This window comes from Campylobacter sp. IFREMER_LSEM_CL1846 (assembly GCF_025772105.1).
GTDB classification, from domain to species: Bacteria; Campylobacterota; Campylobacteria; order Campylobacterales; family Campylobacteraceae; genus Campylobacter_D; species Campylobacter_D lari_D.
In genome coordinates this window covers 1-26611 of record NZ_JAKMRM010000015.1, presented here as the reverse complement: position 1 = coordinate 26611, position 26611 = coordinate 1, and the positions used below count along the sequence as shown (strand labels likewise).

The 26611-nt window shown below is 30.3% G+C and carries 24 protein-coding genes; 4 read left to right on the top strand and 20 right to left on the bottom strand.

The features are described from left to right. Positions 1-46: 46 nt before the first annotated feature. The 3 genes from gyrA to mapA are packed head-to-tail and all read right to left on the bottom strand — an operon-like array spanning position 47 to position 3864. Positions 47-2617: a DNA gyrase subunit A gene (gyrA, locus tag L8W40_RS07170; protein WP_263665060.1), complete on the bottom strand. Its 2571-nt coding sequence runs from the start codon at positions 2615-2617 to the stop codon at positions 47-49. Positions 2618-2638: 21 nt separating this feature from the next. Then, a complete protein-coding gene (locus L8W40_RS07165) occupies positions 2639-3220 on the bottom strand; it encodes a ComF family protein (protein ID WP_133319809.1) in 582 nt (193 codons plus the stop codon). Further along, positions 3217-3864 (bottom strand): outer membrane lipoprotein MapA, encoded by a 648-nt coding sequence (gene mapA, locus L8W40_RS07160; RefSeq protein ID WP_263661169.1) that lies wholly within the window; start codon positions 3862-3864, stop codon positions 3217-3219. The genes L8W40_RS07165 and mapA overlap by 4 nt, the downstream gene beginning before the upstream one ends. Positions 3865-4066: 202 nt before the next feature. On the opposite strand from mapA, the gene L8W40_RS07155 reads away from it, so the two are divergent. Next, positions 4067-5428 (top strand): DASS family sodium-coupled anion symporter, encoded by a 1362-nt coding sequence (locus L8W40_RS07155; RefSeq protein ID WP_133319807.1) that lies wholly within the window; start codon positions 4067-4069, stop codon positions 5426-5428. Between the two features lie 4 nt (positions 5429-5432). Here L8W40_RS07155 and L8W40_RS07150 read toward each other — a convergent pair whose 3' ends face one another. The 9 genes from L8W40_RS07150 to L8W40_RS07110 all read right to left on the bottom strand — a co-directional run bounded on the left by L8W40_RS07150 (position 5433) and on the right by L8W40_RS07110 (position 12231). Next, the gene (locus L8W40_RS07150) at positions 5433-6047 is read right to left on the bottom strand and encodes a thiamine phosphate synthase (protein WP_263665059.1); all 615 of its coding nucleotides are present in this window, start codon (positions 6045-6047) and stop codon (positions 5433-5435) included. Further along, complete coding sequence (thiH, locus tag L8W40_RS07145; protein ID WP_263665058.1) at positions 6037-7170, bottom strand: 2-iminoacetate synthase ThiH; 1134 nt, start codon at positions 7168-7170, stop codon at positions 6037-6039. Before thiH ends, L8W40_RS07150 begins: the two co-directional genes overlap by 11 nt. A 1-nt stretch (position 7171) precedes the next feature. Next, complete coding sequence (locus L8W40_RS07140; protein WP_133319804.1) at positions 7172-7930, bottom strand: thiazole synthase; 759 nt, start codon at positions 7928-7930, stop codon at positions 7172-7174. Beyond that, positions 7930-8730 carry a thiamine biosynthesis protein ThiF gene (thiF, locus tag L8W40_RS07135; protein WP_263665057.1) on the bottom strand — a complete coding sequence of 267 codons (801 nt, stop codon included), beginning with the start codon at positions 8728-8730 and terminating at the stop codon, positions 7930-7932. The genes L8W40_RS07140 and thiF overlap by 1 nt, the downstream gene beginning before the upstream one ends. Then, complete coding sequence (gene thiS / locus L8W40_RS07130; RefSeq protein WP_263662968.1) at positions 8727-8918, bottom strand: sulfur carrier protein ThiS; 192 nt, start codon at positions 8916-8918, stop codon at positions 8727-8729. The genes thiF and thiS overlap by 4 nt, the downstream gene beginning before the upstream one ends. A gap of 31 nt (positions 8919-8949) precedes the next feature. Continuing rightward, a complete protein-coding gene (locus tag L8W40_RS07125; protein ID WP_263665056.1) occupies positions 8950-9708 on the bottom strand; it encodes a CAAX protease in 759 nt (252 codons plus the stop codon). 133 nt (positions 9709-9841) lie between these two features. Next, positions 9842-10942, bottom strand: a complete 1101-nt coding sequence (gene dapE, locus L8W40_RS07120; RefSeq protein WP_263665055.1) for a succinyl-diaminopimelate desuccinylase — start codon at positions 10940-10942, stop codon at positions 9842-9844. 3 nt (positions 10943-10945) lie between these two features. Then, positions 10946-11539, bottom strand: coding sequence for a LysE family transporter (locus tag L8W40_RS07115; protein ID WP_039628698.1), 594 nt, complete (start codon positions 11537-11539; stop codon positions 10946-10948). Beyond that, the gene (locus tag L8W40_RS07110; protein WP_220567304.1) at positions 11533-12231 is read right to left on the bottom strand and encodes an SIR2 family NAD-dependent protein deacylase; all 699 of its coding nucleotides are present in this window, start codon (positions 12229-12231) and stop codon (positions 11533-11535) included. Before L8W40_RS07110 ends, L8W40_RS07115 begins: the two co-directional genes overlap by 7 nt. A gap of 94 nt (positions 12232-12325) precedes the next feature. On the opposite strand from L8W40_RS07110, the gene L8W40_RS07105 reads away from it, so the two are divergent. After that, positions 12326-13255 carry a polysaccharide deacetylase family protein gene (locus tag L8W40_RS07105; protein WP_263661175.1) on the top strand — a complete coding sequence of 310 codons (930 nt, stop codon included), beginning with the start codon at positions 12326-12328 and terminating at the stop codon, positions 13253-13255. Then, the gene (locus L8W40_RS07100) at positions 13221-14234 is read left to right on the top strand and encodes a hypothetical protein (protein ID WP_263665053.1); all 1014 of its coding nucleotides are present in this window, start codon (positions 13221-13223) and stop codon (positions 14232-14234) included. The genes L8W40_RS07105 and L8W40_RS07100 overlap by 35 nt, the downstream gene beginning before the upstream one ends. On the opposite strand, the gene L8W40_RS07095 is transcribed toward L8W40_RS07100, so the two are convergent. From L8W40_RS07095 to ileS, 8 genes are all read right to left on the bottom strand, one after another. After that, positions 14229-16427, bottom strand: coding sequence for an endonuclease MutS2 (locus tag L8W40_RS07095; RefSeq protein WP_263665052.1), 2199 nt, complete (start codon positions 16425-16427; stop codon positions 14229-14231). The genes L8W40_RS07100 and L8W40_RS07095 overlap by 6 nt on opposite strands. Next, the gene (locus L8W40_RS07090) at positions 16427-16774 is read right to left on the bottom strand and encodes a hypothetical protein (protein ID WP_263665051.1); all 348 of its coding nucleotides are present in this window, start codon (positions 16772-16774) and stop codon (positions 16427-16429) included. Before L8W40_RS07090 ends, L8W40_RS07095 begins: the two co-directional genes overlap by 1 nt. Further along, positions 16767-18059, bottom strand: coding sequence for a UDP-N-acetylmuramate--L-alanine ligase (murC, locus tag L8W40_RS07085; RefSeq protein WP_263665050.1), 1293 nt, complete (start codon positions 18057-18059; stop codon positions 16767-16769). Before murC ends, L8W40_RS07090 begins: the two co-directional genes overlap by 8 nt. Positions 18060-18756: 697 nt before the next feature. Next, positions 18757-19545: a carbon-nitrogen hydrolase family protein gene (locus L8W40_RS07080; RefSeq protein ID WP_263660238.1), complete on the bottom strand. Its 789-nt coding sequence runs from the start codon at positions 19543-19545 to the stop codon at positions 18757-18759. Then, on the bottom strand, positions 19538-19711 hold the full coding sequence (gene xseB, locus L8W40_RS07075) for an exodeoxyribonuclease VII small subunit (protein ID WP_039628709.1): 174 nt from the start codon (positions 19709-19711) through the stop codon (positions 19538-19540). Before xseB ends, L8W40_RS07080 begins: the two co-directional genes overlap by 8 nt. Next, the gene (gene guaB, locus L8W40_RS07070; protein WP_263665049.1) at positions 19711-21162 is read right to left on the bottom strand and encodes an IMP dehydrogenase; all 1452 of its coding nucleotides are present in this window, start codon (positions 21160-21162) and stop codon (positions 19711-19713) included. The genes xseB and guaB overlap by 1 nt, the downstream gene beginning before the upstream one ends. 10 nt (positions 21163-21172) lie before the next feature. Beyond that, positions 21173-22537, bottom strand: coding sequence for an Asp-tRNA(Asn)/Glu-tRNA(Gln) amidotransferase subunit GatA (gene gatA / locus L8W40_RS07065; protein WP_263665048.1), 1365 nt, complete (start codon positions 22535-22537; stop codon positions 21173-21175). A 99-nt stretch (positions 22538-22636) separates the two neighbouring features. Continuing rightward, entirely contained in the window at positions 22637-25402 is a 2766-nt protein-coding gene (gene ileS / locus L8W40_RS07060) for an isoleucine--tRNA ligase (protein WP_263665047.1), read from the bottom strand. Positions 25403-25502: 100 nt separating this feature from the next. Here ileS and L8W40_RS07055 point away from each other — a divergent pair, with 100 nt between their 5' ends. After that, positions 25503-26594 carry a CinA family protein gene (locus tag L8W40_RS07055; protein WP_133319790.1) on the top strand — a complete coding sequence of 364 codons (1092 nt, stop codon included), beginning with the start codon at positions 25503-25505 and terminating at the stop codon, positions 26592-26594. Positions 26595-26611 lie beyond the last annotated feature (17 nt).

Genomic DNA, 26611 nt, shown 5'->3' with positions numbered 1-26611 from the left:
TTTATTTGATTTTATTAAAACAGCAAAAAGCATTCCAATAATTTTACTATTCTAAATTTAAATCCATATTAGTTTCAGCATCTAATTCCTCATCTTCTTCTTTAGGACACTTAGCAATGCTTACAACCTCATCATTTTCAACATTAACAACAATTACACCACTTGTATTTCTACCTGCTTTTCTAATGCTTTGCATATCAACGCGTATCATCTTACCACTACTTGTTAATGCCATTAAATCCATACTTTCATCAACTATGACTATACCGATTAAATCTTTTGTTTTGGCAGTAAGTTTCATACAAATAACACCCTTACCACCTCTACTTTGAAGTCTATATTCTCCAGCATCAGTACGCTTACCTATACCTTTTGCACTTACGCTTAAGATTTCTTGAGCGTCATTTTCTATAACAACAGCACCCACAACCTCATCATCTTTTTCTTTAAATTTAATCGCAGTTACCCCTCTACTTACACGGCCAATCTCTCTAACTTTAGCAAGTGGGAATTTAATGCACATACCTTTTTTAGTAACCGCAAAAAGCATTTTACCAACGATAGTATTATCAAGCTCTTCATTAGGTTCAAGCATTTCATTTTCTAAATTTTCTTCATAATTTTGTTCTTGAGTTTCATTTTCATCCCTTGCTACGATAATTGCAGTAACAAGTTCATCATTTTCATCTAGATTAATCGCTTTTACACCCACGCTTCTAATGTTTTGATATTCACTTAAATTTGTGCGTTTTACGATACCATTTTTAGTAAAGAAACACAATGATTTACTTTCATCAAAATCAGTGGTTGGAATAATTGCCATGATTTTTTCATCTGCTTGTAGATTAATGAGATTAACCACAGCTTTGCCTTTAGCAGTTCTACTTCCTTCAGGAATTTTATAAACCTTAAGCCAATAAAGCTGTCCACGATCAGTAACAAACATCAAGGTATCATGTGTATTTGCCGTAAAGAAACTTTCTATAAAATCATCATCATAAATTGTAACTGCAACCTTGCCTTTACCACCGCGTTTTTGTTTTTCATATTGCTTACTTGGAACACGCTTAATATAGCCACGATGAGTGATAGTAACTACCATATTTTCATTTGGTATTAAATCTTCTATATCAATATCATCATAGTCATCTTCAATTTGAGTAATTCTTGGTACATCAAATTTTGTTCTGATTTCTTTTAACTCATCTTTGATTAAATTTTCAAGCAAAGTTTCGCTTTTTAAAATTTGATCAAGCCTCTCTATTTCTGCTAATAATTCCCTTAATTCGTTATCAATTTTTTCTCTCTCAAGACCTGTTAAACGGCCTAATTTCATATCTAAAATAGCATTAGATTGAAGCTCACTTAGACCAAATTTTTGCATTAATAAATTTTTAGCCGTTGGGTTATCAGGAGAGTTTTTAATCAAAGCTATCACTTCATCAATATTATCTAGTGCAATTTTTAAACCTTCTAAAATATGTGCTCTAGCTCTAGCTTTTTGCAACTCATAAATAGTTCTTCTAATAATTACAGTTTTTCTATGATTTAAGAATAAATTTAAAAGCTCAATTAAAGAAAAAACTTTTGGCTCTTTATTATGTATAGCAAGCATAATCACACCAAAAGTACTTTCCATAGTGGTAGATTTAAAAAGATTATTTAACACAATCTCACTCATAGCATCGCGTTTTAGCTCAATTACCACGCGAATTCCTTCTCTATCACTCTCATCTCTAACTTCAGCAATACCTTCGATTTGTTTTTCTTTGGCAAGTTCAGCGATTTGCTCTATTAATCTTGCTTTGTTAGTTTGATAAGGAAGTTCATCTATAACGATAATATCTTTATTAGCTCTTTTTTCTATATGGGTCTTTGCTCTTACTTTTACCCTACCACGACCTGTGCGGTATGCTTCTATAATACCTTTTTTACCAAAGATAATACCACCGGTTGGAAAATCAGGTCCTTTAATAAATTGCATTATTTCTTCTAAACTTGCGTTTTTATTATCAATTAAATAAAGCAAACCATCAATAAGCTCATTTAAGCTATGCGGAGGAATATTGGTAGCCATACCCACTGCAATACCACTTGAACCATTAAGCAATAAATTTGGGACCCTAGCAGGTAAAACATCAGGCTCACTCATAGAATCATCATAATTTGGTATAAAATCAACCGTATCTTTTTCTATATCACGCAAAAGCTCTTCAGCTAAAATCGTCATCCTAGCTTCAGTATAACGCATCGCAGCAGCACCATCGCCATCAATAGAACCGAAGTTTCCTTGTCCATCTACACTTGGATAACGCATAGAAAAATCTTGCGCCATTCTTACTAAAGCATCATATACAGCTGTATCACCATGTGGATGATATTTACCGATTACATCACCCACTATACGCGCTGATTTTTTGTATGCACTACGACTTCCAACACCTAAATCATTCATAGCATATAAAATTCTTCTATGAACAGGTTTAAGCCCATCTCTAGCATCAGGTAAGGCACGGCCTATAATAACACTCATAGAATAATCTAAATAACTACTTTTTATAGAACTTTCTATATCTATATTTTCAATATCTGAATCTTTAGTAAAAATATTTTCCATAAAAATCCTTAAAATTAATGCCTATATTGTATCAAATTTTGCATTAGCCAAAACTAAAGCAAAAAGCACTTCAATATTATTTTTTTCTAAAAGCTCTTTTGCCTCTAATAAACTTAATCCAGTAGTTATCACATCATCTACTAAAATTACAGGATATTTTGGACGCTTTAAAAGCTTATAAGATCTTTTATTATCTTTACGAAATTTCAAACTTTTACCACTATATTTAAATTCTGAACTAGCTTGCAAGGTGTGATACATAGGTTTTATAAATTTAGTATTTAAGTATTTAGTTAAAATAGCAGTATGAGAGTAATTTTTATATGTTTTATCATCTAAAGCTATAGCATTAATTTTACAAGATGGTTGAAAAAAATCCTCAAATTTAGCAAAACTCAATTTTGCCAAAGCATTTAAAACAAAATAGCCTTGAAATTTGTGTTTAAAATAAATCAAATGCTTAATTTGCTCATATTGATAAAAATAATAAACTTTAAAATTTCCCTCAAGTTCTCTTATACCTAAAGAATATTCTAAAAGCTCTTCCTTGCAAGCTGGACAAAAACTCGCAAAGGAAAATCCATGGCAATTAAAACACCTCACAAAGAGCTGATAATATCTGCAGATTTATTAGCCACTTGTTTTATAAGAAGCTGAGTGAAAAAAGGTAGATCTTTGATATTATAAAAACCTTTAACTTCTTGTTTGGTTTTAATATTAATAGTTTTATTGGTATTAATATCTTTTAGTGTCAATTGACTAGCAATAATTGAAAATAAAGAATTAAAATCAAATTTAGAATAAAAATCATTAAAACTTAAATCTACCCTTAAAACATAAGGAGAATCTTGTGTATCTTCTACTACAACTATACCTCTATTTTCTAATTCTTCTTTTAAAAACACATAAAAATAGTAGTTAAAATTCTCATTAATATAATAATTATTTCCATTAGAAGAAGAATATTTTAAATTCTCATTTAAATCATATACCCTATGAATATAAACTTTTTTTAAGGAAGCACTTTTATCAATTGTTCTTTTATTTGCGCAATACTTAAGCCCCACATCACTAATATACACAAGGCCTTTAATTTTTGCTTCATATGCTTTAGAATCAGAAGGATTATAACATTGTGCTTGAATTTTTATAAGCTCATTAACTTTTGCAACACTTTGATTTTTAGAATTTACAGCACATGCACTAAAAAATAAAGCTAAAACAAATACAAATACTTTTTTTAACATCTTTTTTCCTTAGAATCATCTTTATTATTTTATGATTTTTAATTAGCAAAAATTATACCAAAAACAAATAAATTTTACTAAAACTTACTTTTTTCCACACAAGAATAATTTTATTGAAAAAATTTTATACAAAAATTGATATTTAAAAGAAAATTCATTTAGAATATGTTACAAAACTGCAATATTTTAAAGGAGTTGTTAAATGAGTTCAAATACAAAAACACTTATAGTCGTTGCTGATTTAGTGTTATTTATCGCTTTGCTTTATTTTTCCCCTTTTGGTGAAACTAAAGTAAACCAAGGTTTATCTTTGTTAATTTTTATTGCCGTTTTATGGCTTAGTGAGGCTTTGCATGTTACTATTACAGCTATTTTAGTACCTGTTTTAGCTGCTATTTTGGGATTACTACCCACCGCTAAAGCTTTAACAGGTTTTGCTGATTCTAATATCTTTTTATTTTTTGGTGGTTTTGCTTTGGCCGCAGCTATGCATCATCAAAAATTAGACAAACTTATTGCACATAAAATTTTAACATTAGCAAAAGGGCATTTAGGCCTTTCTAGTTTGTATATTTTTATCACTACTGCATTTTTATCCATGTGGATGAGTAATACCGCAACAGCAGCTATGATGCTTCCGCTTGCTATAGGTATGTTAGCTTCACTTGATCCGCAAAAAGATAGAAATACTTATGTTTTCATCCTTTTAGGTATAGCTTTTAGTGCGAGTATAGGTGGTATAGGCACCATAGTAGGAACTCCACCAAATGCAATCGTTGCCACTCAATTACACATTACTTTTGCACAATGGTTAAAATACGGAATTCCTATTGTTTTAATTTTCCTACCTGCAATGATTTTAATTTTATACTTTATGTTTAAACCTAAATTTAATCTACAAGTTGATTTACATACTGAAAATATAGAACTTACAAGACCTAGAATCATCACTTTAATAATCTTTTTAGTCGTTGCACTATCTTGGATTTTTAGTGGTAATATCAGTCCTATCATCACAAGTATTTTTGGACACAAAATAGCAAATCTTGATGCAATTATTGCTTTATTGGCTGCTGTTTTAGTATGTGCTTTTAAAGTAATTGATTGGAAAAATATACAAAAAAATACCGATTGGGGTGTATTAATGCTCTTTGGTGGAGGTATCACTCTAAGTGTAGTATTAAGAGATTCTGGCGCTAGTAAAGTAATGGCTGATACTATCATTTCATTTATAGAAAATGGACATTTATTTATTATAGGTTTAATTGTGGCATTTTTTATAGTATTTTTAACTGAATTTACCTCAAATACTGCTTCAGCAGCCTTACTTGTGCCTTTATTTATCTCTATAGCAGATACTTTAGGCGTTCCTGCTTTAGGACTTGCTTTAATCATTGCTATTGGTGCTTCTTGTGCTTTCATGCTACCAGTTGCTACACCACCAAATGCTATAGTTTTTGGTACAGGACATATTAAACAACAAGAAATGGTAAAAGTTGGGATTATATTAAATATCTTTTGCTCAATCGCACTTGCAGTAATTGCATACTTTTTCTGGCTATAATCTTTTAGTCCTTTTGGACTAAAAGATCTTTACACTTTAAAACATAGTTTTTTACATCTTTACTTTTACACAAAGCTTCTCTTATACATACGCCTGCTAAATTTAAATCTTTTAAATGATTTATAGTTTGGATATTTATCCCACCTATAGCATAAATGGGTATTTTTGAAACTTCTAACAAATCTTTTAAATTTTTTATACCCTTTGGTGTTAAATCAGCCTTACATGAGCTTTCAAATACATGTCCGAAAAAAGCATGATTTACTTTAAACTTATAAGCTAAATCTAATTCTTCTTTAGAATGGACAGAAGTACCCAAAAGCTCAAATTTTTTATAACTTTGTGGGTAATTTTGTAAAATTATTAAGGGAGCATGAAAAAATTGATGATTTAATTTTAAACAAGCTTCATAATGATAATGCAAAAAGCAAATTTTTTGAGTTTTATTAAAAATTTTTAATACTTCTTTGGCTAATTTAGTATATTCTAACTCATCCAAATGTTTTTCTCTAAGCACTAAAGCATCAATACTACTTTGACTTAGTTTTTCAATAAAATTTAAAAAATCTCCTTGGGTATTTTGACTATCGCTAATAGCAATGATTTTTTTATCCCACATAAATACTATCGCTCATTATAGCTTGTAAATTTGCATTTTTTAACATAACTAAAACCTCATCAACACTACGCATATCACTAATTTGAAACTGATCATCACCTTTTTTATCACCTTGGTGCTCACCTACCCCCACGCTTACACCTGCACTCATTTTAGTAGCTCCAAGTTTAATAACCCCGTCTCTAAATCCTGCTCTTTCACGCGTAGAAATCGTAATACTCGCAAAAGGTAAAAATAATCTATAAGCACATAAAACCTGCAAAAGCCTTGTTTCACTTACATCTTTTGGATGAATTTTTTTATTATTGATAATAGGTCTTAATCTAGGGATAGATAAAGCTATTTCAGCATGAGGGTATTTTTGCTGTAAAAAATACGCGTGTAAAGCCGTAGCAAAAGCATCTTTTCTAAAATCATCCACGCCAAGTAAAGCTCCAAAAGCAACCCCTCTCATACCTGCTTTTAACGCTCGCTCTTGTGCATGAAAACGATACTCAAATACACTTTTTTCACCTTCAATATGAATTTTAGAATAAGTTTTTTGATTATAAGTTTCTTGATAAACACTTACATATTCACAACCCTTTTCATGAAGCAATGTATACTCATCTACATTCATAGGATAAACTTCAATTCCCACGACCTTAAAATACTCTTTTGCTATCTCACAAGCTTTGGCAAGATATTCTACGCTAGCATATTCCCTGCCCTCACCTGTTAAGAGTAAAATTTCTTCCAAGCCACTTTTTTTAATCTCTTGCATTTCTTTGTGAATTTCAGCCTCGTTTAGCTTAGCTCTTTTAATATTATTTCCTTTTTGAAATCCACAATAAGTACATTTGCTATTGCAAAAATTAGAAAGATATAAAGGCGTAAAAAGCAAAATGGAATTTCCAAAATATTTTTGAGTAATCTTGCTTGATTTTTGTGCTAAATCTTCTATAAAATCTTCTGCTGCGCTTGAAAGCAAAGCTTTCAAATCTTCTATGTTAAGATAATCTTTAACTAAAGCTTGTTTTACATCAAAAGCGCTAAATTTACTTTCATCAAAATTTTTAACTTCTTTTAAAACCTTAGTTAAAATCTCACTTTCAATACTTTGCATATGAGGATATTTTTGCATTTTAATCTCTTAAAAAACCACTCAAAGGCGAGCTTGCACTTGGCGTACTTTCATTTGCTATACCTGCTAAATACGCATTATATCCTGCCTCTATAGCTAACGCAAAAGCCTTTGCCATTTTTGCTACATCTTTAGCTTGAGCTATGGCGGTATTTGCCATCACTGCACTTACTCCCATTTGCATGGCTTCACAAGCTTGTGCTGGATTTCCTATACCTGCATCTACTATAATAGGTAAGCTAATTTCATTAAGTAAAATTTGTATAAATTCTTTAGTTTTTAAGCCCTTATTGCTTCCTATAGGAGCTCCAAGAGGCATTATAGCAGCAGCTCCCGCATTAGCCATAGCACGCGCTGCATATAAATCAGGATACATATAAACTAAAGGTGTAAAACCCTCATTTGCTAAAAGTTCTACTGCTTTTATACTTTCATAATTATCCGGTAATAAATATTTACTATCGCTAATTACTTCGACCTTAATCATATCTCCACAACCAAGCTCTCTTGCAAGTCTTGCTATACGCAATGCCTCATTAGCATTTCTTGCACCTGAAGTATTTGGTAAAAGCTTAATATGCTTTGGGATAAAATCAAGTATATTTTCTATACCTTTATCATTTACCCTACGCAAAGCTAAGGTGATAATCTCAACTTTTGCTTCTTCAATGGCTGATTTTATAAGCTCAAAAGAAAATTTCCCAGAACCTAGAATAAACCTGGAATTAAACTCATATTTTCCTATTTTTAATTTTTCCATTACTCGCTCGCTAAAAGTTCTAGAACTAAATTTGCTTGATGTCCTGCACAAATATTTACACGCGGTGCCATAAGTCCATTACCTACTTTTGCCTCGTTTTTTAAATCACCACAAACATAAAAGTTTTTTGCAATTTTTCTTGTTTGTATGCTGTTGCTATCGCCATATCCTGCTAAGCCAGAAGCACAAATTAATGTTTTTTGAGGATAGTGTTGATGAAAATTTTGCGCTAAAAGCGCTTTATATTTTGCACTATCAAAGGCTTCACAAACTATATCATCATTTGTAAAAAGTTTGGCTATATTTTCTTTTTCTATTTTTAAAACTTGTGCAAATACTTCTATAAAAGGATTAATTTTAGCGATTTGATCTTTTAAAGCTTCAGCCTTAAATTTACCCAAATCTTCCACCATATAAGCTTGACGGTTAAGATTACTTGGCTCAACCACATCAAAATCAATCAAATGAAGCCTACCAATCCCGCTTCTTGCTAAATTTATAGCTATATGCGAACCAAGTCCACCAAGTCCACACACTGCCACACTTGCCTTTTTAAGCTTATCATGAAGTTTTGGAGTATGTCTTGCCCTCATCATCGCATCAAGAGCTTCATATGGTGGTAAAGTATTTTTTTCTATACAAAAAAGCTCATCATTTTCTTTTAGCTCCAAACTTTCTTTTGTTGCAAAACCATTGACTATCCATACATCATTTTCATTTTTACTCACACTTTGAAAAAATTCCAAAGTGTTTTTAAAATGCGTGTTTATCATACTACCATTAAATTTAATTCTCATCAACCACCACCTACAAAAGTAACAATCTCTACTTTATCATTTTCTTTTAAAATCAAATTTTCAAATTTATCCCTTGGGATAATTTCTCCGTTTAATTCTAAGGCAATAAATTCTATTTTTAATTGTTTTTCTTGAACATAGTCCATGAATTTAAGCTCTTTTAACTCAAACTTTTGCCCATTGATAATCATTTAAAACCTTTATTTATTTTACTTAAAATACTTACTCACTTACATTATTATAATTAAATCTTAAAATAATAGCTTCTTTTATCTCTCCAATATCAATAGCATCTTCTAAATTATAACCAAATCTCAAAAGTAAAATTTCCAAATCTTTTTTAAATTTTATTTTTGTAGGTTTATTATGATAGGTTTCATTTCTAGCTTTTCTTATTTGGCTTAGTTTTGTTTTAAGATGTTCTTTGGTGCCAAAACTTGGTAAGACTTGATTTTTATATATTTTTTTATCTTTAAATATATAAGCAAATTCACTCCAATGATCTATTAATATCTCTTCTAAATCAATCAGACAAAAATCATCAAAAATTTGCCAAGTGCTATTATATTCATCTATTTTTTGACATCTCTTTTTAACTTTTTTTAAAAGACTTTTTAAAGCAGGATTAAAAGCCTCTTCGCTAGATTTAAACCAATCATCATCTAACTTATTATACAAATTTGCTATTTTTACTGCTAAAGTACTTCTTAGAGCATTTTCATAACATTGTAAAAGTAAAAAATTTGCTTGATGATTTTTGCGTCTTTTGGAATAAATTTTCATAATTAACTCAAACAAATCTTCACATTTTTGATTTTTTTCTAAAATCTTTTGTGCTTCTTTGCAAGCTCCCCACAAATATCCAAAATGCAAAACATTAATCCCTTTTATCATTCTAAATTTAAAATCACATTTTAATTTAAAATTGATAAATAGCTTTTCTATTTTTTCATAGCTACTTACATCAAGCTCAAAAGACATTTTACTTCCTATTAACTCCATTTTAAAAAATTAATGATATAATTTTAGAAGTTTAGAGGGCTAACTTGCCGGTAGCTGCAAGGTACTCTTAAATGAGAGGCTACTCTAAATTCCTATTACATCCATGCTTTTCCTAGTTAAAATTCTCTAATAAATCTTTAAAAATTAAATACAATTTTTCAAGCTCTTCTATACTCACTCTTTCATCAATTGCATGAATTCTATCATTACACACGCCAAATTCTACCACCCTCACACCAAACTCAGCAAAATATCTCGCATCACTTGTACCACCTTTGGTGTTAAGTTCTGGCACTACTTGAGTAATTTTTTGCACACTCTCATTTAGTTTTTGTACGATTTTAGAATCACTTTGTGTTAAAAAAGGATTTGAACTTTGATTTATGCTCAACTCATAATCAAGTCCTTCACAAGTCTTTTCTACATAAGCTTTTACATCTTCTAAGCTAGTTTGTGGAGAATTTCTTACATTAAACATCAATTTTAAATCATTTGGGGTTACATTACACACTTCCATACCACCGCGTATATCAGTAATAACGATTTTAGATGGTGCAAATACCTCATCGCCTGGATCAAGATCAAAACCTGCTAAAAATTTCAAAGCAAAAGCAAAATTATGCACAGGATTAATGCATTTTTGCGGGTATGCTACATGGCCTTGTTTGCCTTTGATAAGCAATTTTGCATTGATAGAACCACGACGCCCTATTTTAATACTATCTCCAAATTTTTTATCACAAGTTGGCTCAGCAACCACAGCAAAATCAGGTAGCATATCTTTTTCTTGCATAAATTTAAGCACTTCAAGCGTGCCAAATTTAGCCTCGCCTTCTTCATCGCTTGTTAAAATCAGTGAAATTCTTCCTTTGAAATTTTCTACCTCCTTAACTGCACACATAAAAGCAGCCACGCCACTTTTCATATCTTGTGCACCTCTTACATAAATAAACCCATCTTTTTCTAAAGGCTCAAAAGGATCACTGCTCCAACCCTCTCCTGCAGGCACTACATCTACATGCCCGCCAAAAGCTAAATGCTCACCATCATCACTAAATTTTTTAGTCAGCAAAAGATTTTTCACACCTTCTTTTTCTATAAAAAAAGCTTCAAAATCACTTAACTCCACTGCAATATAATTTAATGCTCCATCATCATCTGGGGTGATGGATTTAAATTTGCTCAATTCTTTAAAAATTTCAACTACTTGCATGTTCTATCCTATAAAAGCTTTATACAGCATAGAAAGAGCAAAATACTCTAAAATAAATGCTGAAAAAAGATTAATGTAAAATATATGTTTGTTTTTTACAAGTGCTTTGAATTTAGACACAAAAAACGATAGAGTAAAAATCCAAAACACAATAAAACCAACCAAACCAAAAAGCAAGGCAAAAGAGTTTTTACTCTGCATGCTAAGCCCTGCTACACTCACCCAAAAGCCTATAACATAAGGATTTGTAACATTTAAGAAAAATCCTTTGCTAAAACCTTTTAAAGGATGTGTTTTATTTACCTTGTTAAGATCGACTTTTCTTGTTTTTCTTAGCATTAAAAATACCATAAAACTCAAAAAGAAAAAGCCAAAAACCGCTAGTATTTTATAAAAAAATTCATTATTTGCAAAGCTTAAAAGCCCAAGATTAATCAAAATCAAAAAAAGTATATCAGCACTTAAAGCACCGAGCCCAACGCAAAAAGCATTTTTAAAAGAAGACAAAGCAGTATTTAAGATCAAAATATTTACAGGTCCAAAAGGCACAGACACACCCATACCTAAAACTATACCTTGTAAGATTACTTCTAGCATTTTGCTTCCAAGAAATTTTCTATATCGGTTTTGATTTTATCAATAGCCGTGCAAACATCTTCTATATAAACTTTTGTGAAATTACTTTCTAAATATTTATCCTCATCAAGATTGTTTAATATACTTTGCTTGCATACTCTTGCATACTCTCCCACGGGTAAAACCTGCCCGCTTGTGCCTATACATACAAATAAATCACAATTTTGTAATTTTTCATATAAAATTTTATAATTTGGTGCCATTTCTTCAAACATCACGATATTGTGCCTTACACTTTTGCTTTGACATTTAGGACAAATTTTATCATCACTACTTTCATAGTCTATGTTAAAAATATTTTCACACTCTAAACACCTAAGCTCAGGTAAAAAGCCATGCAAATGCACCACTTCTTCACAACCTGCTCGCTCTAATAAATCATCTACATTTTGCGTTAAAATGCTAATTTGTTTTGGAAATTTTTGTTTTAATAAAGCGATGATTTCATGTGCGTGATTTGGCTTAACACTAGCTAGTTCTTTTCTTCTTTTATTATAAAATTCCAAAACTTTTTTAGGATTTTTTCTAAAGCCAGTTGCAGAGCAAACTTCCATCACATCATGCTCTTCCCAAAGCCCACCGCTAGCTCTAAAAGTCTTTATACCACTTGGAGCAGACAAACCTGCCCCGCTTAAAATCATCACTTGTTTCATTATTAAACCTTGTTTAAAAGAGTAACAAAAAAATATTAAATTTAAGTTTTATTTTTTAAAGATAGCTTTGATATAATATCCAAAAAGGATAATTATGAAAATAATAATGTATCACTACATAAGAGAAAAAGTAAAAAAATTACCTAATTTTAGATATTTACATATTGAAAATTTTAAAAAACAATTAGATTTTTTTGAAAAAGAATTTGGATTTGTAAACCTTGAAGAATTTTTATTTTTAAAAGAAAATCCATTGTTTTGTAATAAATTAAAAAATAAAATTCTATTAACCTTTGATGATGGACTTAAAGATCATTATAATTATGTCTTTAACGAACTTACAAAAAGAAAGCTTTTTGGTATATTTTTTGTTCCTACTCGTATATTTAAACAGAAAAAAGCACTAGATGTTCATAGAATACATTATTTACTTGGAAAAATGGGGGGGGGGATTTTATTAAACACTGCCTATAATATTATAAAACCAAGCATGTTAAAAAGATCTTCTTTAAAACTTTTTAAAAACTATTATCAAGAATTGGATGATGATAAAAGTACAAAAGACTTTAAACTCTTATTTAATTATTTTATAAAACCAGAATATAAAGAAAAAATTTTAGATCAAGTTATTACAAATTTTTGGAATGATGATGAAATTTTTGATAATTTATATTTAAGTAAAAATGAATTGAAAACAATGAGTGATAATGGTATGTTGATAGCTAGCCATAGCTTTACCCATTTAAGCTTTAAAACATTGAACATATATAACCAAAAATATGAGCTAAAATCCTCTATAAATTTTTTAAACTCTTTTATAAAACCACCAATACAAATATTTTCTTATCCCTATGGAGAAAGCACCTCTTATGCAAAAAGATGGCTTAAAAAATATAATTTTGATTTTGCTTTTAGCTCCATACCTTCAAAAGATATTAACTACAAAGACTTAATTAATAATCCTTTTGCTCTTCATAGGTATGATTGCAATGAGTTTATATATGGAAAGGCTAACTATGGTTGAAATCCGTTTTGCAAAATTAGAAGAAGCAAACAAAATAATGGAATTTATAAAAAATCATTGGAATAAAAATCATGTATTTGCCTATAATAAAGAAGTGCTTGATTTTCAGTATTTAGATAAATACAATCAAAGGTATAATATTGTTTTGGGATTAGAAGATAATATTATTCAATCTATATTAGGCTTTACCTTACTTAGTCAATATGATAATAAACTCGAAGCCAACAAAGATTTATGGTTTGGAATTTGGAAAAGCATTAAACCTACATTTGGATTAGTATTAATTAAATTTCTACTAGAAACTTTAACACCAAAATCAATTGGAAATGCTGGATTATCAGAGTATGGTATAAAATATTATAAACTTTTTTTATATGATAAAATAGAACCACTTAAGCATTTTTATATTAAAAATGATAAAAAAAATATTTTTTATATGGCTGATTTTGCAAATTCTCCATCGATATGTAACTTAAAAAATATTAATTTTACATATAAAATTTTAAATGCAGAAGAATTCATAAAATCAAATATTAAATTTAATTTTATACCTTATAAATCCAAAAAATACTTTATAAACAGATACTACAACAACCCTTTTTACAAATATCAATTTTTGGGAATATTTGAAAAATCTACACTAGAATGTATTTTTGTTACAAGAGAAATAAAAATACTTCAAGCAAAATGCATTAGAATAGTTGATTTTATAGGTAATTTTACAGAAAATATTTATAGTCTTTTTCAAGAATTTTTAATACAAAATGATTATGAATATATTGATTTTCTTTGCTATATTAACGATTTTTCAAAAATTACAAATATGGGATTTATAGAAAAAAATAAAGAAGTGATTACAAATTATTTTGAACCTTTTATTAAAGAAAATCAAGATATCTATTTTGCATATAAATGTAATAATAAAAACTATGCATTTTTTAAAGGTGATAGTGATCAAGATAGGATTAATAAATTATAATTTAACCACCTTAGCACCAAAACCACCTTGATTAATCGGAGCATCATTAAAGCTTTTTACACTTTTGTGGGCTTTTAAAAACTCTTTTACCGCAAAAGCTAGTTTTCCTGTGCCTATACCATGATAAACTATCACCTCATCAAAACCCACTATCAAAGCATCAGAGATAAATTTATCTAATCTTTCAAGCGCCTCATCACTTCTTAAGCCGTGTAAATCTAAAGTCATATTTAAAGCACTTGGACGGGTTATATTGACACTTGGTTTTACCTTTTGTGTAGGGTTTTGATTGCTTTTTTTAAGAAGCTTTAATGGCACACGCAAACTCAAACCATCGCTTTGAATCATCGCATCGTTTTTTGAAATTGCAGTGATTTTACCTTTGATTTTTTCATATTTTACAAAATCCCCAACTCTAAGTTCTTCATTTTGCTCCATACTTGGTAAAACAATGCTTTTTTTAAGTTCATTGGCTTTGTTTAAACTTCTTTGTTTTTCTTTAATATCTTTTAGATTTATCGTTTTTTTAGCTTCTTCTATGGCTTTGTGGTATTTAAATTCTAAATTAGAAATAAGCTTTTTAAATTCTTGCTCATTTTTTTCTTTTTGATCTTTAAGTGAAAGTAAAATTTCATCTACCTTAGCTTCTTTTTTCTCAAGCTCTTCATTTTTCTTGCGTAAAGAAAGTTCAAGATTGATATTTTTACTTACCATTTCTTCTAAATTTTCTTTATCTTCTCCATAAAGCTTTTTAGCATTTTGCACTAAATTTGCACTTATGCCATATCTTAAAGCCGTTTCAAATGCATAAGATTTGCCTATAGTGCCTTTTAAAAACTCATATTTTGGGCGTGATAATTCCTCATCATACAAAGCAGCGATGAGTTCAACTTGTGAATTTTTAGCTAAAAGCATAGCAAGGCGTTTGTGGTGGGTTGTAATGATGATTTTATTATCTTGTTCTAAAAGCTTAGAAATAAGCTCAGTATATAAACACGCAGCTTCTTCAAAATCTGTTCCAAGCTCTATCTCATCAACCCCTAATAAAACATTTTTCTTACCTAAAAGCTTAGAAAAATGCAACATTCTTCCTGCAAAAGTAGAAATATCATTTTTTACATTTTGTGGATCTTCTAAAATCGCATCAAATTCTTTGAAATTGCCTATTTGGCTTTTTTGTGCATTAATTCTCATAGGAAGTAAATGCTTTGCAAGTAAAGCTGCACTTAAAATTCCTTTTAAAAGCATAGACTTACCACCTGCATTTACACCTGTGATGATTAAAACTTTTTTATTAAACTCTATATTAACACTTTTTGCATTTTTTAAAGCCGGATGTGCGAAGTTATATAAGCTTAAATTATTAGAGCTATCAGCTAAAACAAACTCATAATCATGTTTTTTAGCCATCAAAACTCTAGCGCTATAATGATCAAATAAATCAAAAGCATTATTGATAAATTTCAAAAACATTAAATTTTTATAAAAAATCAAGCTGATTTTTTTAGCATACTCATAAAAAATTTCTTCTTTAGCATCTTTGATTTCATCTATTTGACTTTGGATTTTTTCTACGCTTAAAGGCACCACATAAAATCCACCGCCACTACTTCTACCTATGATTTTTGCTTTTAGGACATGATTAAACCCACCGCGTAAAAGCAAGGCCTCCATACCATTGATAAGATGGATTTGCGTATCGATCAAATATGCACTAAGATTTTTAGTATAGGTGAGTTTTTTAAACTCAGCTACCAAGCTTTCTTTTTTTATCTTTAGAGCTAAATTTAGATTAACAAGTCTTTCATCAACACTTTCTTTAATCTCACCCTTTTCATCAAAATACTCAAAAAGCTCTAAAATAGCCTGTGGAATTTCTATTTTTAAAAGCCATTCTTTTAAACTTTCTTCAAATTTTAAGCCCTTTAAGTATCTAAAATACATACAGATTTTAATAAATTCAAAGCTTTGGCTTAAATGTAAAATTCCTTGCTTGCTAAGATGAGTTAAAGCACCATTTAGCTCTTCTATCATAGGTGGAGGATTAAAATCAATCAGTGAAAGCTCATTGATTCTTTTATAATGAAGCTTGCTATCACCTTGTAAAAAAATTTCTTTATCTCTTGCAAAAAGCCCCCTAAAATCTTCTATATAGCCATCTAAATCTAACTTTTTAAAAAATTGCTCTTGCATTATTTATCTACCTTGCAATCTTTTATATCAAAAACATAGGCTTTAAATTGTTTATTTTTACCATTTGAAATAAAACTTTGCGTTCCATGTTCAAAGTTAAAATACTCTTTAGTGACATTAACATCTTTGCAAATTAGACTTTGTCCTTGTAAAAATGCATTGAGCGTTTCTTTTTTCAAAACCCCACTTCTTGTGGCACTTAGCTCAAATTTAATCGCAAAGACAATCATCAAAATCAATACTAAAATCAAAAGATAATTACTAATCTTGCCTATTTTTTTACGCAAAAAAATGAAAAAAAGTAAAATCGCAAAAAAAGCTAAGATATATAAAAAAATCTTAAACATACTTACCCCTAAGCTTTGTGCTTATATCTCCTGCACCAAAACCGATTACCAAGCCATTTTCAATCAACTCATCATCAAGATAAATAGCACTTTCTTCTCTTTTGATTTCTTTTATAAATTTAGCTTTTGGAAAGTATTTTTGCATATTAATCTCTATTTTAGCTTCTCCTGCTGCATACACAGGTAAAATATAAAGCTCATCAACATTTGCTAAAACCTCGCTAAAATACTCTATATTTGTACTTAAACGCGTATAACGATGAGGCTCAAAAATAGCTATGATTTTTTTATATCCAGCTAGCCTTGCATACTCACTTGCTGCTTTAAGTGTTGTTTTGATTTCTGTTGGATGGTGTCCATAATCATCAATCAAAGCCATATTTTCATTTGCAAACAAAATATCAAATCTTTTTTTAATCCCTTGATATTTTAAAAGCTTAGTTTTTAGCTCTTCTGTGCTTATAAATTCACTCGCAGCCAAAATAGCCAAAGCAGCGTCCATCGCCACATGCTCACCCATACCAAAAACGCTAAATTCGCCTAAATCTTTAAGTGTAAAATAGGTTTTTGGCTTAAAATCTTCTACTTTCATATAAATATTTGTGATATCTTTGCTTGGGTAAAGCTTTTTTGCATTATTTAAATTTAAACTTGACAAAAACTCATCTTCAGCATTAATCACTTGAATTTTAGACAAACGCAAAAAGTCTTCATAAGCTTTGTATAATTTTGAAAGATCATTTCCATAATGATCTAAATGTTCTGCTTCAACATTAGTCACTATAGCTAAATAAGGATTTGAGTTCAAAAAAGAACTGTCACTCTCATCAGCTTCAAAAATGAGATTTTCGCTTTCTTTATAAAGCATATTGGTGCCACTTTCTTTCAACACTGCACCAATAATAACAGAAGCTTCTATCAAGCTTGCTAAAATGCTTGAAGTTGTGCTTTTACCATGGGCTCCCGCAACCGCAAAAACTCTTTTGTCTTTTAAAATCATAGGCAGGGCTTCTTTTCTTGAAAGCGTTGTGATGTTTTGTTTTTTTGCGCTGATTAATTCCTCATTATCTTCTTTGATAGCAGCTGAATACACCACTAAATCCACATCTTTTACATTGTCTTTATGATGAGGAATTTTTATATTTATACCTTCTTTTTCTAATTCTTTTGTGATTTTACTTTCTTTGATATCAGAACCACTAATCTTAAAGTCTTGTTCTTTTAAAAATCTCGCCAAAGCTGAAATTCCAATACCGCCTATACCTATAAAATGAATTTTTTGCATTCTTGCCTCAAATTTTTTGAAAATTTAAGGCAAAATTCTATCATTTGTTTACTAAAAATAAAATATAAACTTTTTAATGAGTATTTATTTTATCCTGATATAAATCACATAGCCACATCAAAATATTTACACAATCTTATATAAATTATTAATACTAAAACTACTTTATATTTAATTTAGTATTAATATAACAATATTAAAATAAAAATATTAAGTTTAAATTAATTTAAAAAAATAAAATTGCAAAATATTTTATAAATAAATAAGGAGTAAAATTTGATCAATCCACTAAAAGTTTTTAGCACTATAAATCTAGTGTGGCTTATAAGACATTATGTGTTTGCAGCATGTATTTTTTTATTTTACCACTCCACTATCTAGCAGCATTTCATTTTTTATTATATTAGGAATTAATTTTTATTATTTCCTTTTGCATGTTTTGTATGGAAAGAACTAAAAAATATACTGCTTGGAGATAATGTATTTTTTATCAATGCTCTTTTTTTAGTCATTGCAAAAATAGTTATAAAATTTTTATTATTTATACTTGTCTTACCAATTGGAATAATAGGATTTTCAATTCTTTGGTTTATAGTTAATAAACAAAATAGTTAAATCCAAATTTACTATATTAAATTGTTAATTCTAACAAATTATACTTTATATTAAAAGTATAATTTGTGTTTTAAAATATAAACTATTCTTCATAATTTTTCAAAAGCTTATCAAAGCCCCATAAATTTCTAGCTTCATTTGCCTTACTAACTTCCACTACAAGCATTTCTTCTTGATCGCCAAGTTGCTCTTGCACTTCGCCAAAAGCATTAATAAAAAAGCTATCTCCATAAAATTTCCACTCATTTTCTTGCTTTAAATTACCTATACGATTAACCCTTAAAATGCTTGTTGAGTTTAAAAAGGCTCTTGTTTTTAAAAGTTCTAGCCATCTTTGATTACTTTCAAAAGTACTAGCTGTGGGAATGATGACTAAGTCTATCTTTTTTTTCATGATCATTTGCCAAAAGATATCAAAATGTGCCTCAAAGCCAAAAAGCAAAGCACATTTTAAGCCCTCATGTGTGAAAGTAAAAAGTTTAAGCTTATCAGCTTTTTTATTGTTAAAAAATTTTTCTTCATTCCAGTGTGCATAAGGCATTAAAATTTGTTGCTCATACACTTTTACATTTTGTGGACCTACTTTTAAGCATAGTTTTTTTAAACCATCATTTTCAACACTTATGAAAGGTGCAATAATATTTAAATCATATTTTTTAGCAAGTTTTATCAAGCTTGCTTTTTTGCTTTGACTTTGTTCTTTGATCATGCTTTTTGGCATAGTTTTTAGCTCACTAAAAAAGCTATTTAAAACATACTCGCCCAAAACCACCAAATTCGCACCACTTTCCTTAGCAGCTTTTAGATAATAATCAAGCCTTGATTCACTCAAAGCCAAAGTGGGAAATTGTAAAGCTACAACACTACTCATCTACTTGCTCGATTTCTAATTTAGCATTTTCAAGCATAGTTCTTGCTTGCTTGATACTTTTTAAACCTTCTTTATAAATTTCTACGCAAGTTTTAAGGTCCAAATCTTTATCATTAAGTTTTTCCAAAGAAAGCTCGGCTTGTTTGATATGATCTTCAAATTCCATTAATTACTCACCTTATAATTTGGTGCTTCAGCAGTGATAGTTACATCATGCACATGGCTTTCTTTTAATCCTGCTACGGTGATTTCTACAAATTCAGCTCTTTCTTGGAAAGCTTTGATATCTACTGCACCTACATAACCCATAGAAGATCTAAGCCCACCTAAAAGTTGATGTACTACACTTTTTATACTTCCTACATAAGGCACCCTACCTTCAATACCTTCAGGTACAAGTTTATCTTGAGCTGTACCTTCTTGGAAATATCTATCTGAACTACCTTTTTGCATAGCACCTAAGCTTCCCATGCCACGATAACTCTTATATTGTCTTCCTTGATAAGTAAATAACTCACCTGGACTCTCATCAGTTCCTGCCAAAAGTGAACCTATCATCACACTACTTGCTCCTGCTGCGATAGCTTTTGCAATATCACCTGAGTATTTTATACCCCCATCAGCGATTACTGGCACGCTGTATTTACTCGCTTCTATTGCACATTCATCTATAGCTGAAATTTGAGGTACACCCACACCTGAAACAATACGAGTGGTGCAAATACTACCAGGTCCTATACCTATCTTAACAGCGTCTGCACCTGCTTCACATAGATCTTTAACTGCTTTAGCACTTGCAACATTTCCTACTATCACATCTACATTAAATTCAGCCTTAATTGCTTTTAATGTATCAATAATCCCTTTAGAATGTCCATGCGCACTATCCATTACTATAACATCAACTTCAGCTTCTACTAAAGCCTTTACGCGATCAAGCTGACCCACACCCACGGCTGCAGCCACTCTTAATCTTCCATAAGCATCTTTATTTGAATTTGGATATTCTTTGCGTTTTTTCAAATCTTTTATAGTGATTAAACCTTCTAAGCGATTATTTTCATCTACGATTGGAAGTTTTTCTACTTTATTAGTAGAGAAAATCCTTTCTGCATCATCTAAAGTAGAGCCTTTTTTAGCAGTGATTAAAGGCATTTTTGTCATTACATTTTCTACTAAATTATCAAAGTTAGTTTCAAATCTTAAATCGCGATTAGTTAAAATTCCTATTAAAATTTTATTCTCATCTACCACAGGAACGCCTGAAATTCTATATTCAGCCATGAGTTCTAGCGCTTCTTTAACACTTGCTTTAGGCCCTATATAAATAGGATCCATAATCACGCCACTTTCACTTTTTTTAACTCTTTTTATCTCTCTAACTTGTGAAGCTATGTCCATATTTTTATGGATTACCCCTATGCCACCAAGCCTTGCCATCATAATAGCTGCTCTATGTTCAGTAACTGTATCCATAGCAGCCGAAATCAAAGGCATATTTAAGGTGATATTTTTTGTAAGTCTTGTTTTAATATCTACTTCTTTAGGTAAAACCTCAGAATATTGAGGGACTAGTAAAACATCTTCAAAAGTCAAAGCGCGTTTTATGATTTTCATAATTTTTCCTTTATTTGTTTTTGATAATTTCTTCCAAGCTTAAAGCACCATCTAATAAAGTTTGCTCATCATAAGCTTTACATATAAGTTGAGCAGAAATACTAAGTCTATTTTCATTTTTTCCTACTGGCACACTAATGCCACCAAGTCCTGCTAAATTCACTGAAATAGTAAATACATCTTCTAAATACATTTGCACTGGAGTTTTTATATCGTTAAAACCAAAAGCAACGCTTGGAGCAACTGGCATAAAAATCAAATCACAATCGTTTAAAATTTCTTCATATTTTTGCTTGATAAATCTTCTAGCCTTTTGTGCTTTGATGTAGTATGCATCATAATAGCCACTACTTAAAACAAAGGTTCCTAGTAAAATTCTTCTTTTTACTTCCTCACCAAAACCTTCACTTCTGCTATTTACATACATTTGACTAAGATTGTCACATTTTTCACTTCTTCTACCATATCTTACACCATCATAACGGCTTAAATTTGCACTTGCTTCAGCTGCTGCTATGATATAATAAGCCGCAACATCAAATGTAGAATCCATTAAGTCTTTATAAACAATCTCATGGCCATTTGCTTTTAACATATCTATGGTTTTTAATAAGGCTTGTTTTACATCATCATTAGTTTGTTCTATATAGTTTTTAATCACAGCTATTTTTAGCTTTTTATTTGCATTTAGCTTTGGCGTAGTTGGTTCAAAAGCTATGTTTGCACTTGTGCTATCTTTTTCATCATAACCTGCAATAGCATCATATAAAATCGCAGCATCTTCAACATTTTGCGTTAAAACTCCTATTTGATCAAGGCTTGAAGAATACGCTGCTAAACCATACCTGCTAACTCTTCCATAACTTGGCTTAAACCCAACACAACCACAAAAAGCAGCAGGTTGTCTTACTGAACCACCTGTATCTGAACCCAAACTTGCTAAAGCTATCCCTGCAGCAACCGCAGCAGCACTCCCCCCACTACTTCCACCTGGAACTTTAGTATTATCAAGCGGATTTAAAGTCTTACCATAAAAAGAAGTTGCACTTGTACTTCCCATAGCAAACTCATCCATATTACATCTTCCAAATGGAGTAAAATTATTTTTGCGTAAATTTACAATAGCGCTTGCATCATAAGGAGCCACATAGCCTTGTAAAATTTTAGAACCACAAGTTAATTCCCAATCTTTTACACTAATATTATCTTTTATAGCTACTGGTACGCCAGTACCTGAAGTGCTTAAGTCTTTATTTAAAAACTGCTCTACATAAGCACCTAAATGCTTTTGCTGATGTGCTTTTTCATTTAATTCTTTTTTTAGATTTTCTAATTCTTCATTTGAAAATTTCAAAGCTTCTTTTAAAGTTACCATTATTTATCCTTAAATTTTTTAACCAAATAAAACAAAAAAAGCGTGATAAATAAAAAGCTCAATAAAGTAATCACTACCACGCTAAAAGGTAAAGCTTGCTCAAACATTTTTTGCTTTTTCCACACTATTACATCTTGGACATAAACATTCTTCTTCTTTTGCTAAAAATTTCCAACATCTTGGACACTTGTGCAATAAAGAACGCACTATTTTAAAACTATGATCATCTATTTTAAACTCACTCAAAGTTTCTTTATCATCTAAGCTTTCTACTGAGCTTACCATAAACCAATCAGCTACTTCTTCAATATCTTCACTCAAAAGCTCATTTGCACTTGTTTGCAAGCTTAACTCTAAGGTTGATTTGATGATTTTGTCTTTTTTTAATACATCAACAAGTTCAAAGAATTTTTCTCTTGATTTTATAAATAAATCATCTTCGATTTTATACTCATAATCAAAGCCATTTTTTAATACCAAATCAAAAACATCTTTAGCATTTTCTTTAATGGCCACATTTGCATGTTCTAAAGCTTCATCTATAGTGTAAGTTAAACTTGGAGCTAAAAGCGCAAAAAGTTTTCTAGCTATTAGCACCATAGCACTTTGCGCGCTTACTCTTTTTGTATCATCTTTTGCATTACAATATAATCTATCTTTGCACACATCTAAATAAATTCCACTTAAATCCGCACTTAAGAAATTTAAAAGCACACTAAAGCCTTTTGCAAATTCATATTTTTCAAAAGCAACTTCACATACTTCAAAAGCAACTTTTGCACGCATTAAAATCCACTTATCTAAAAGTGTGAAATTTTTTGTTTCTAAAAATTCCATATCATTAGTATTTGCAAGTAAAAATCTTATAGTATTTCTTATCTTTCTATACTGCTCGCTTACTTGTTTTAAGATATTATCTGAAATTTTTAAGTCTGTTGAATAATCACTAAGCATTATCCAAAGTCTTAAAATTTCTACCCCATAATTTTTAGCTACATTTTGAGGTAAAATCACATTACCCTTAGATTTACTCATTTTTTGACCCTTTTCATCTACGGTAAAGCCATGAGTAAGTATGTTTTTATATGGGGTTTTGTGATTGATAGCAGTAGAAATTAAAAGTGAGCTTTGAAACCATCCACGGTGCTGGTCACTTCCTTCAAGATACATTGAAGCTTGATATTCTCCTGCATCATATCTTGCTGAGTTTAATACTGCTTCCCAAGTGCTACCACTATCAAACCAAACATCTAAAATATCATAAACTTTTTCTAAATTATTTGGATCATATTTGCTATTTGGCGGTAATAAATCTTTTATTTCTAAATCCCACCACGCATCAGCTCCATTTGCTTCAAAAATTCCCACCAAATGATCTAAAACATCATCATCAAAAATCACTTCTTTGGTGTTTTTATCTCTAAAAAATGCGATAGGCACACCCCAATCTCTTTGTCTTGATATACACCAATCAGGGCGATTTTCTATCATAGAACTAAGTCTTTTTACCCCACTTTCTGGGTAAAATTTCACATTATTTAATTGCTCTAGTGCTAGTTCTCTTAAAGATTTTCCATCTAATTTTTTCTCATCCATTAAGATAAACCATTGTTTTGTGGCTCTATAAATAACCGGTTTATGTGTTCTCCAACAAAATGGATAAGAATGTATAAATTTAGAACTCTCAAGCAAAGCTTCGCCAAGCAATTCTAAAATACGCTCATTTGCTTTGAAAATATGAAGTCCTATAAACTCATTTAATAAATGCTCTGGCAAAAGCCCTTTAGCTCTTAGTGTTTCATCATAACACCCACCATCATCTACTGACATAATCACTTCAATGCCATATTTTAAGCACACATAATAATCATCCTCACCATGACCTGGTGCAGTATGTACAAGCCCTGTTCCACCTTCCATTAAAACATGATCGCCTAAAATAAGAGTGGATTTTCTTTGATTAAGTGGATTAATAGCACTTAAATTTTCAAATTCAGAACCTAAAAGTTCTTTTTGAATTTTTCCTTGAGTGAAGTTTTTATTAATCATATTTTCAAGCAAGGCTTTAGCAAAAATATAACCTTCTTCAGTGATAACATATTTTTCATTTGGATTTAAAGATATAGCTTGATTTGCCGGTAAAGTCCAAGGCGTGGTAGTCCAAATGACTGCTTTAGCTTTTTTTACACCTAGCTTTTCAAGGGAAGTTTTATCAAGCTCAAAAGCTACAAAAATAGAATAATCTTCTTTATCTTCATACTCTACTTCAGCTTCTGCTAATGCACTCTTAGCAGCCCAACTCCAAAAAACAGGCTTACTTCTTTCTAGCAAAAGTCCTTTTTTAGCGATTTTACATAAAGCTTTGTAAATATCTGCCTCAAAAGCATTTTTCATAGTCAAGTATGGCTCATCCCAATCAGCAATCACACCCAAAGACTTAAATTCATCTCTTTGGATATTTACAAATTCTCTCGCATGCTCTCTGCAAAACTCACGAATTTCTTTTTTGCTTAAACTTTGCTTTTTATCTTTAAGTTTAACTTCAACTTGCTGTTCTATCGGTAAACCATGACAATCCCAACCAGGAGTAAAACGCACTTTTTTACCTTGAAAATAATGCATTTTGATGATGATATCTTTTAAAATTTTATTTAGAGCATGGCCAATATGCAAATGTCCATTAGCATAAGGAGGGCCATCATGTAAAGTAAAACTCTCGCTTATTCCTTGTCTTTTTTGTTTCATTTTTTCATAAGCATAGTTGTTTTCAAACCACTTGCTAAAACGCTTAGGCTCAAGCTCTGCTAAATTTGCACGCATTGCAAAAGTCGTATTTGGAAGCAATAGCGTATCTTTATAATCCATATAATCCACCTTGAAAAATTTAAAAATAGTAAATTCTACTTAAAATACTTTTAATTTGCACTTATTTTTTTGTTATAATCGCAATAAAAAAAGGAAAATCATGAAACATCTCATCATCATTATAGGCAATGAAATTATTATTAATGAAAATTATATGCGTTATATACAAGAAGAATACAAAAAGCAGTTTTTAGAGCTTCATGAGTTAAAATTTATAAACAAACCTGATAAAGAACTTCCTTTTTTACTTGAAAAACTTTCTAAAGAATATAGCTATATAACCATTTTTAGCATTAGCGAATACTATGCAACCATAGCTAAAATCATAGCAACCTTAAATGATGATGTTTTAATCTTAGAAAATGATACCCTAGTACCTTCAAAAGCTTTGCGTGAAAAAAATTCCTTTTTAAGTTCTTTTGAGCAATGCCATATTAATTTATTAAATATAAATATAGAGCAAAAATTGCCTTTGATTTTGCAAAATCCTGAACTTGACTATGCGTATTTTTGTCTTTTAGATATAGATGAAATGAGTGCAAATATCTTACTTAGCACACTTACTACTTCTTTTGAAATTCAAACTTGCTCAAGTGCATTATTAGATAATCTCATTTGCATTAGAGCAAGCGCTAGTCAATATGGAAAACTAGAAGGATTTTTAAAAGGGGTTTTCAAACTTTTTGCAGGAAAAGTATTTTTAGGAAATGATCCTATTAAATTTATAGCCAAAAAACTTTTAGAAAAAAACTTAAAAATTTCCTTTGCAGAAAGTTGCACCGCAGGACTTTGTGCTTCAAAATTTGCTGAAAATTCAGGAATTTCTAATGTGTTTGAGGGTTCTTTGATCACTTATTCTAATCGTTTAAAAAATTCTTGGCTTGGGGTGAGCAATGATACTTTAGAAAGTGTTGGGGAATATTCTGATCGTTGTATTTATTTTATGTTAAAAGGGGTTTTTAAAACCACAAATTGTGATTTTGCTTTAGCGCTTAGTGGGGTAGCTGGAGAAGAAAATGATAAAAATACCAAAGCAGGCACCATCTACATAGGAGCTATGTATAAAGATGGAACCTTTTTACAAGAATGCATTCATATACAAGGCAATAGAAACTATACAAGAGAGCAAGCTAGTTTGGCTGCATATTGTTTAATGCTTAGATTAAAACCTGAAATTTTCTTTGGTGTTTAATTATAAAAGCGGTATAA

Excerpts from the sequence above, each read along its gene's own strand:
- gyrA (WP_263665060.1), bottom strand. The coding sequence starts at position 2,617 with ATGGAAAATATTTTTACTAAAGATTCAGATATTGAAAATATAGATATA.
- mapA (WP_263661169.1), bottom strand. The coding sequence starts at position 3,864 with ATGTTAAAAAAAGTATTTGTATTTGTTTTAGCTTTATTTTTTAGTGCA.
- L8W40_RS07155 (WP_133319807.1), top strand. The coding sequence starts at position 4,067 with ATGAGTTCAAATACAAAAACACTTATAGTCGTTGCTGATTTAGTGTTA.
- L8W40_RS07150 (WP_263665059.1), bottom strand. The coding sequence starts at position 6,047 with ATGTGGGATAAAAAAATCATTGCTATTAGCGATAGTCAAAATACCCAA.
- thiH (WP_263665058.1), bottom strand. The coding sequence starts at position 7,170 with ATGCAAAAATATCCTCATATGCAAAGTATTGAAAGTGAGATTTTAACT.
- L8W40_RS07140 (WP_133319804.1), bottom strand. The coding sequence starts at position 7,930 with ATGGAAAAATTAAAAATAGGAAAATATGAGTTTAATTCCAGGTTTATT.
- thiS (WP_263662968.1), bottom strand. The coding sequence starts at position 8,918 with ATGATTATCAATGGGCAAAAGTTTGAGTTAAAAGAGCTTAAATTCATG.
- L8W40_RS07125 (WP_263665056.1), bottom strand. The coding sequence starts at position 9,708 with ATGTCTTTTGAGCTTGATGTAAGTAGCTATGAAAAAATAGAAAAGCTA.
- dapE (WP_263665055.1), bottom strand. The coding sequence starts at position 10,942 with ATGCAAGTAGTTGAAATTTTTAAAGAATTGAGCAAATTTAAATCCATC.
- L8W40_RS07115 (WP_039628698.1), bottom strand. The coding sequence starts at position 11,539 with ATGCTAGAAGTAATCTTACAAGGTATAGTTTTAGGTATGGGTGTGTCT.
- L8W40_RS07110 (WP_220567304.1), bottom strand. The coding sequence starts at position 12,231 with ATGAAACAAGTGATGATTTTAAGCGGGGCAGGTTTGTCTGCTCCAAGT.
- L8W40_RS07105 (WP_263661175.1), top strand. The coding sequence starts at position 12,326 with ATGAAAATAATAATGTATCACTACATAAGAGAAAAAGTAAAAAAATTA.
- L8W40_RS07100 (WP_263665053.1), top strand. The coding sequence starts at position 13,221 with ATGAGTTTATATATGGAAAGGCTAACTATGGTTGAAATCCGTTTTGCA.
- L8W40_RS07095 (WP_263665052.1), bottom strand. The coding sequence starts at position 16,427 with ATGCAAGAGCAATTTTTTAAAAAGTTAGATTTAGATGGCTATATAGAA.
- L8W40_RS07090 (WP_263665051.1), bottom strand. The coding sequence starts at position 16,774 with ATGTTTAAGATTTTTTTATATATCTTAGCTTTTTTTGCGATTTTACTT.
- murC (WP_263665050.1), bottom strand. The coding sequence starts at position 18,059 with ATGCAAAAAATTCATTTTATAGGTATAGGCGGTATTGGAATTTCAGCT.
- L8W40_RS07080 (WP_263660238.1), bottom strand. The coding sequence starts at position 19,545 with ATGAGTAGTGTTGTAGCTTTACAATTTCCCACTTTGGCTTTGAGTGAA.
- xseB (WP_039628709.1), bottom strand. The coding sequence starts at position 19,711 with ATGGAATTTGAAGATCATATCAAACAAGCCGAGCTTTCTTTGGAAAAA.
- guaB (WP_263665049.1), bottom strand. The coding sequence starts at position 21,162 with ATGAAAATCATAAAACGCGCTTTGACTTTTGAAGATGTTTTACTAGTC.
- gatA (WP_263665048.1), bottom strand. The coding sequence starts at position 22,537 with ATGGTAACTTTAAAAGAAGCTTTGAAATTTTCAAATGAAGAATTAGAA.
- ileS (WP_263665047.1), bottom strand. The coding sequence starts at position 25,402 with ATGGATTATAAAGATACGCTATTGCTTCCAAATACGACTTTTGCAATG.
- L8W40_RS07055 (WP_133319790.1), top strand. The coding sequence starts at position 25,503 with ATGAAACATCTCATCATCATTATAGGCAATGAAATTATTATTAATGAA.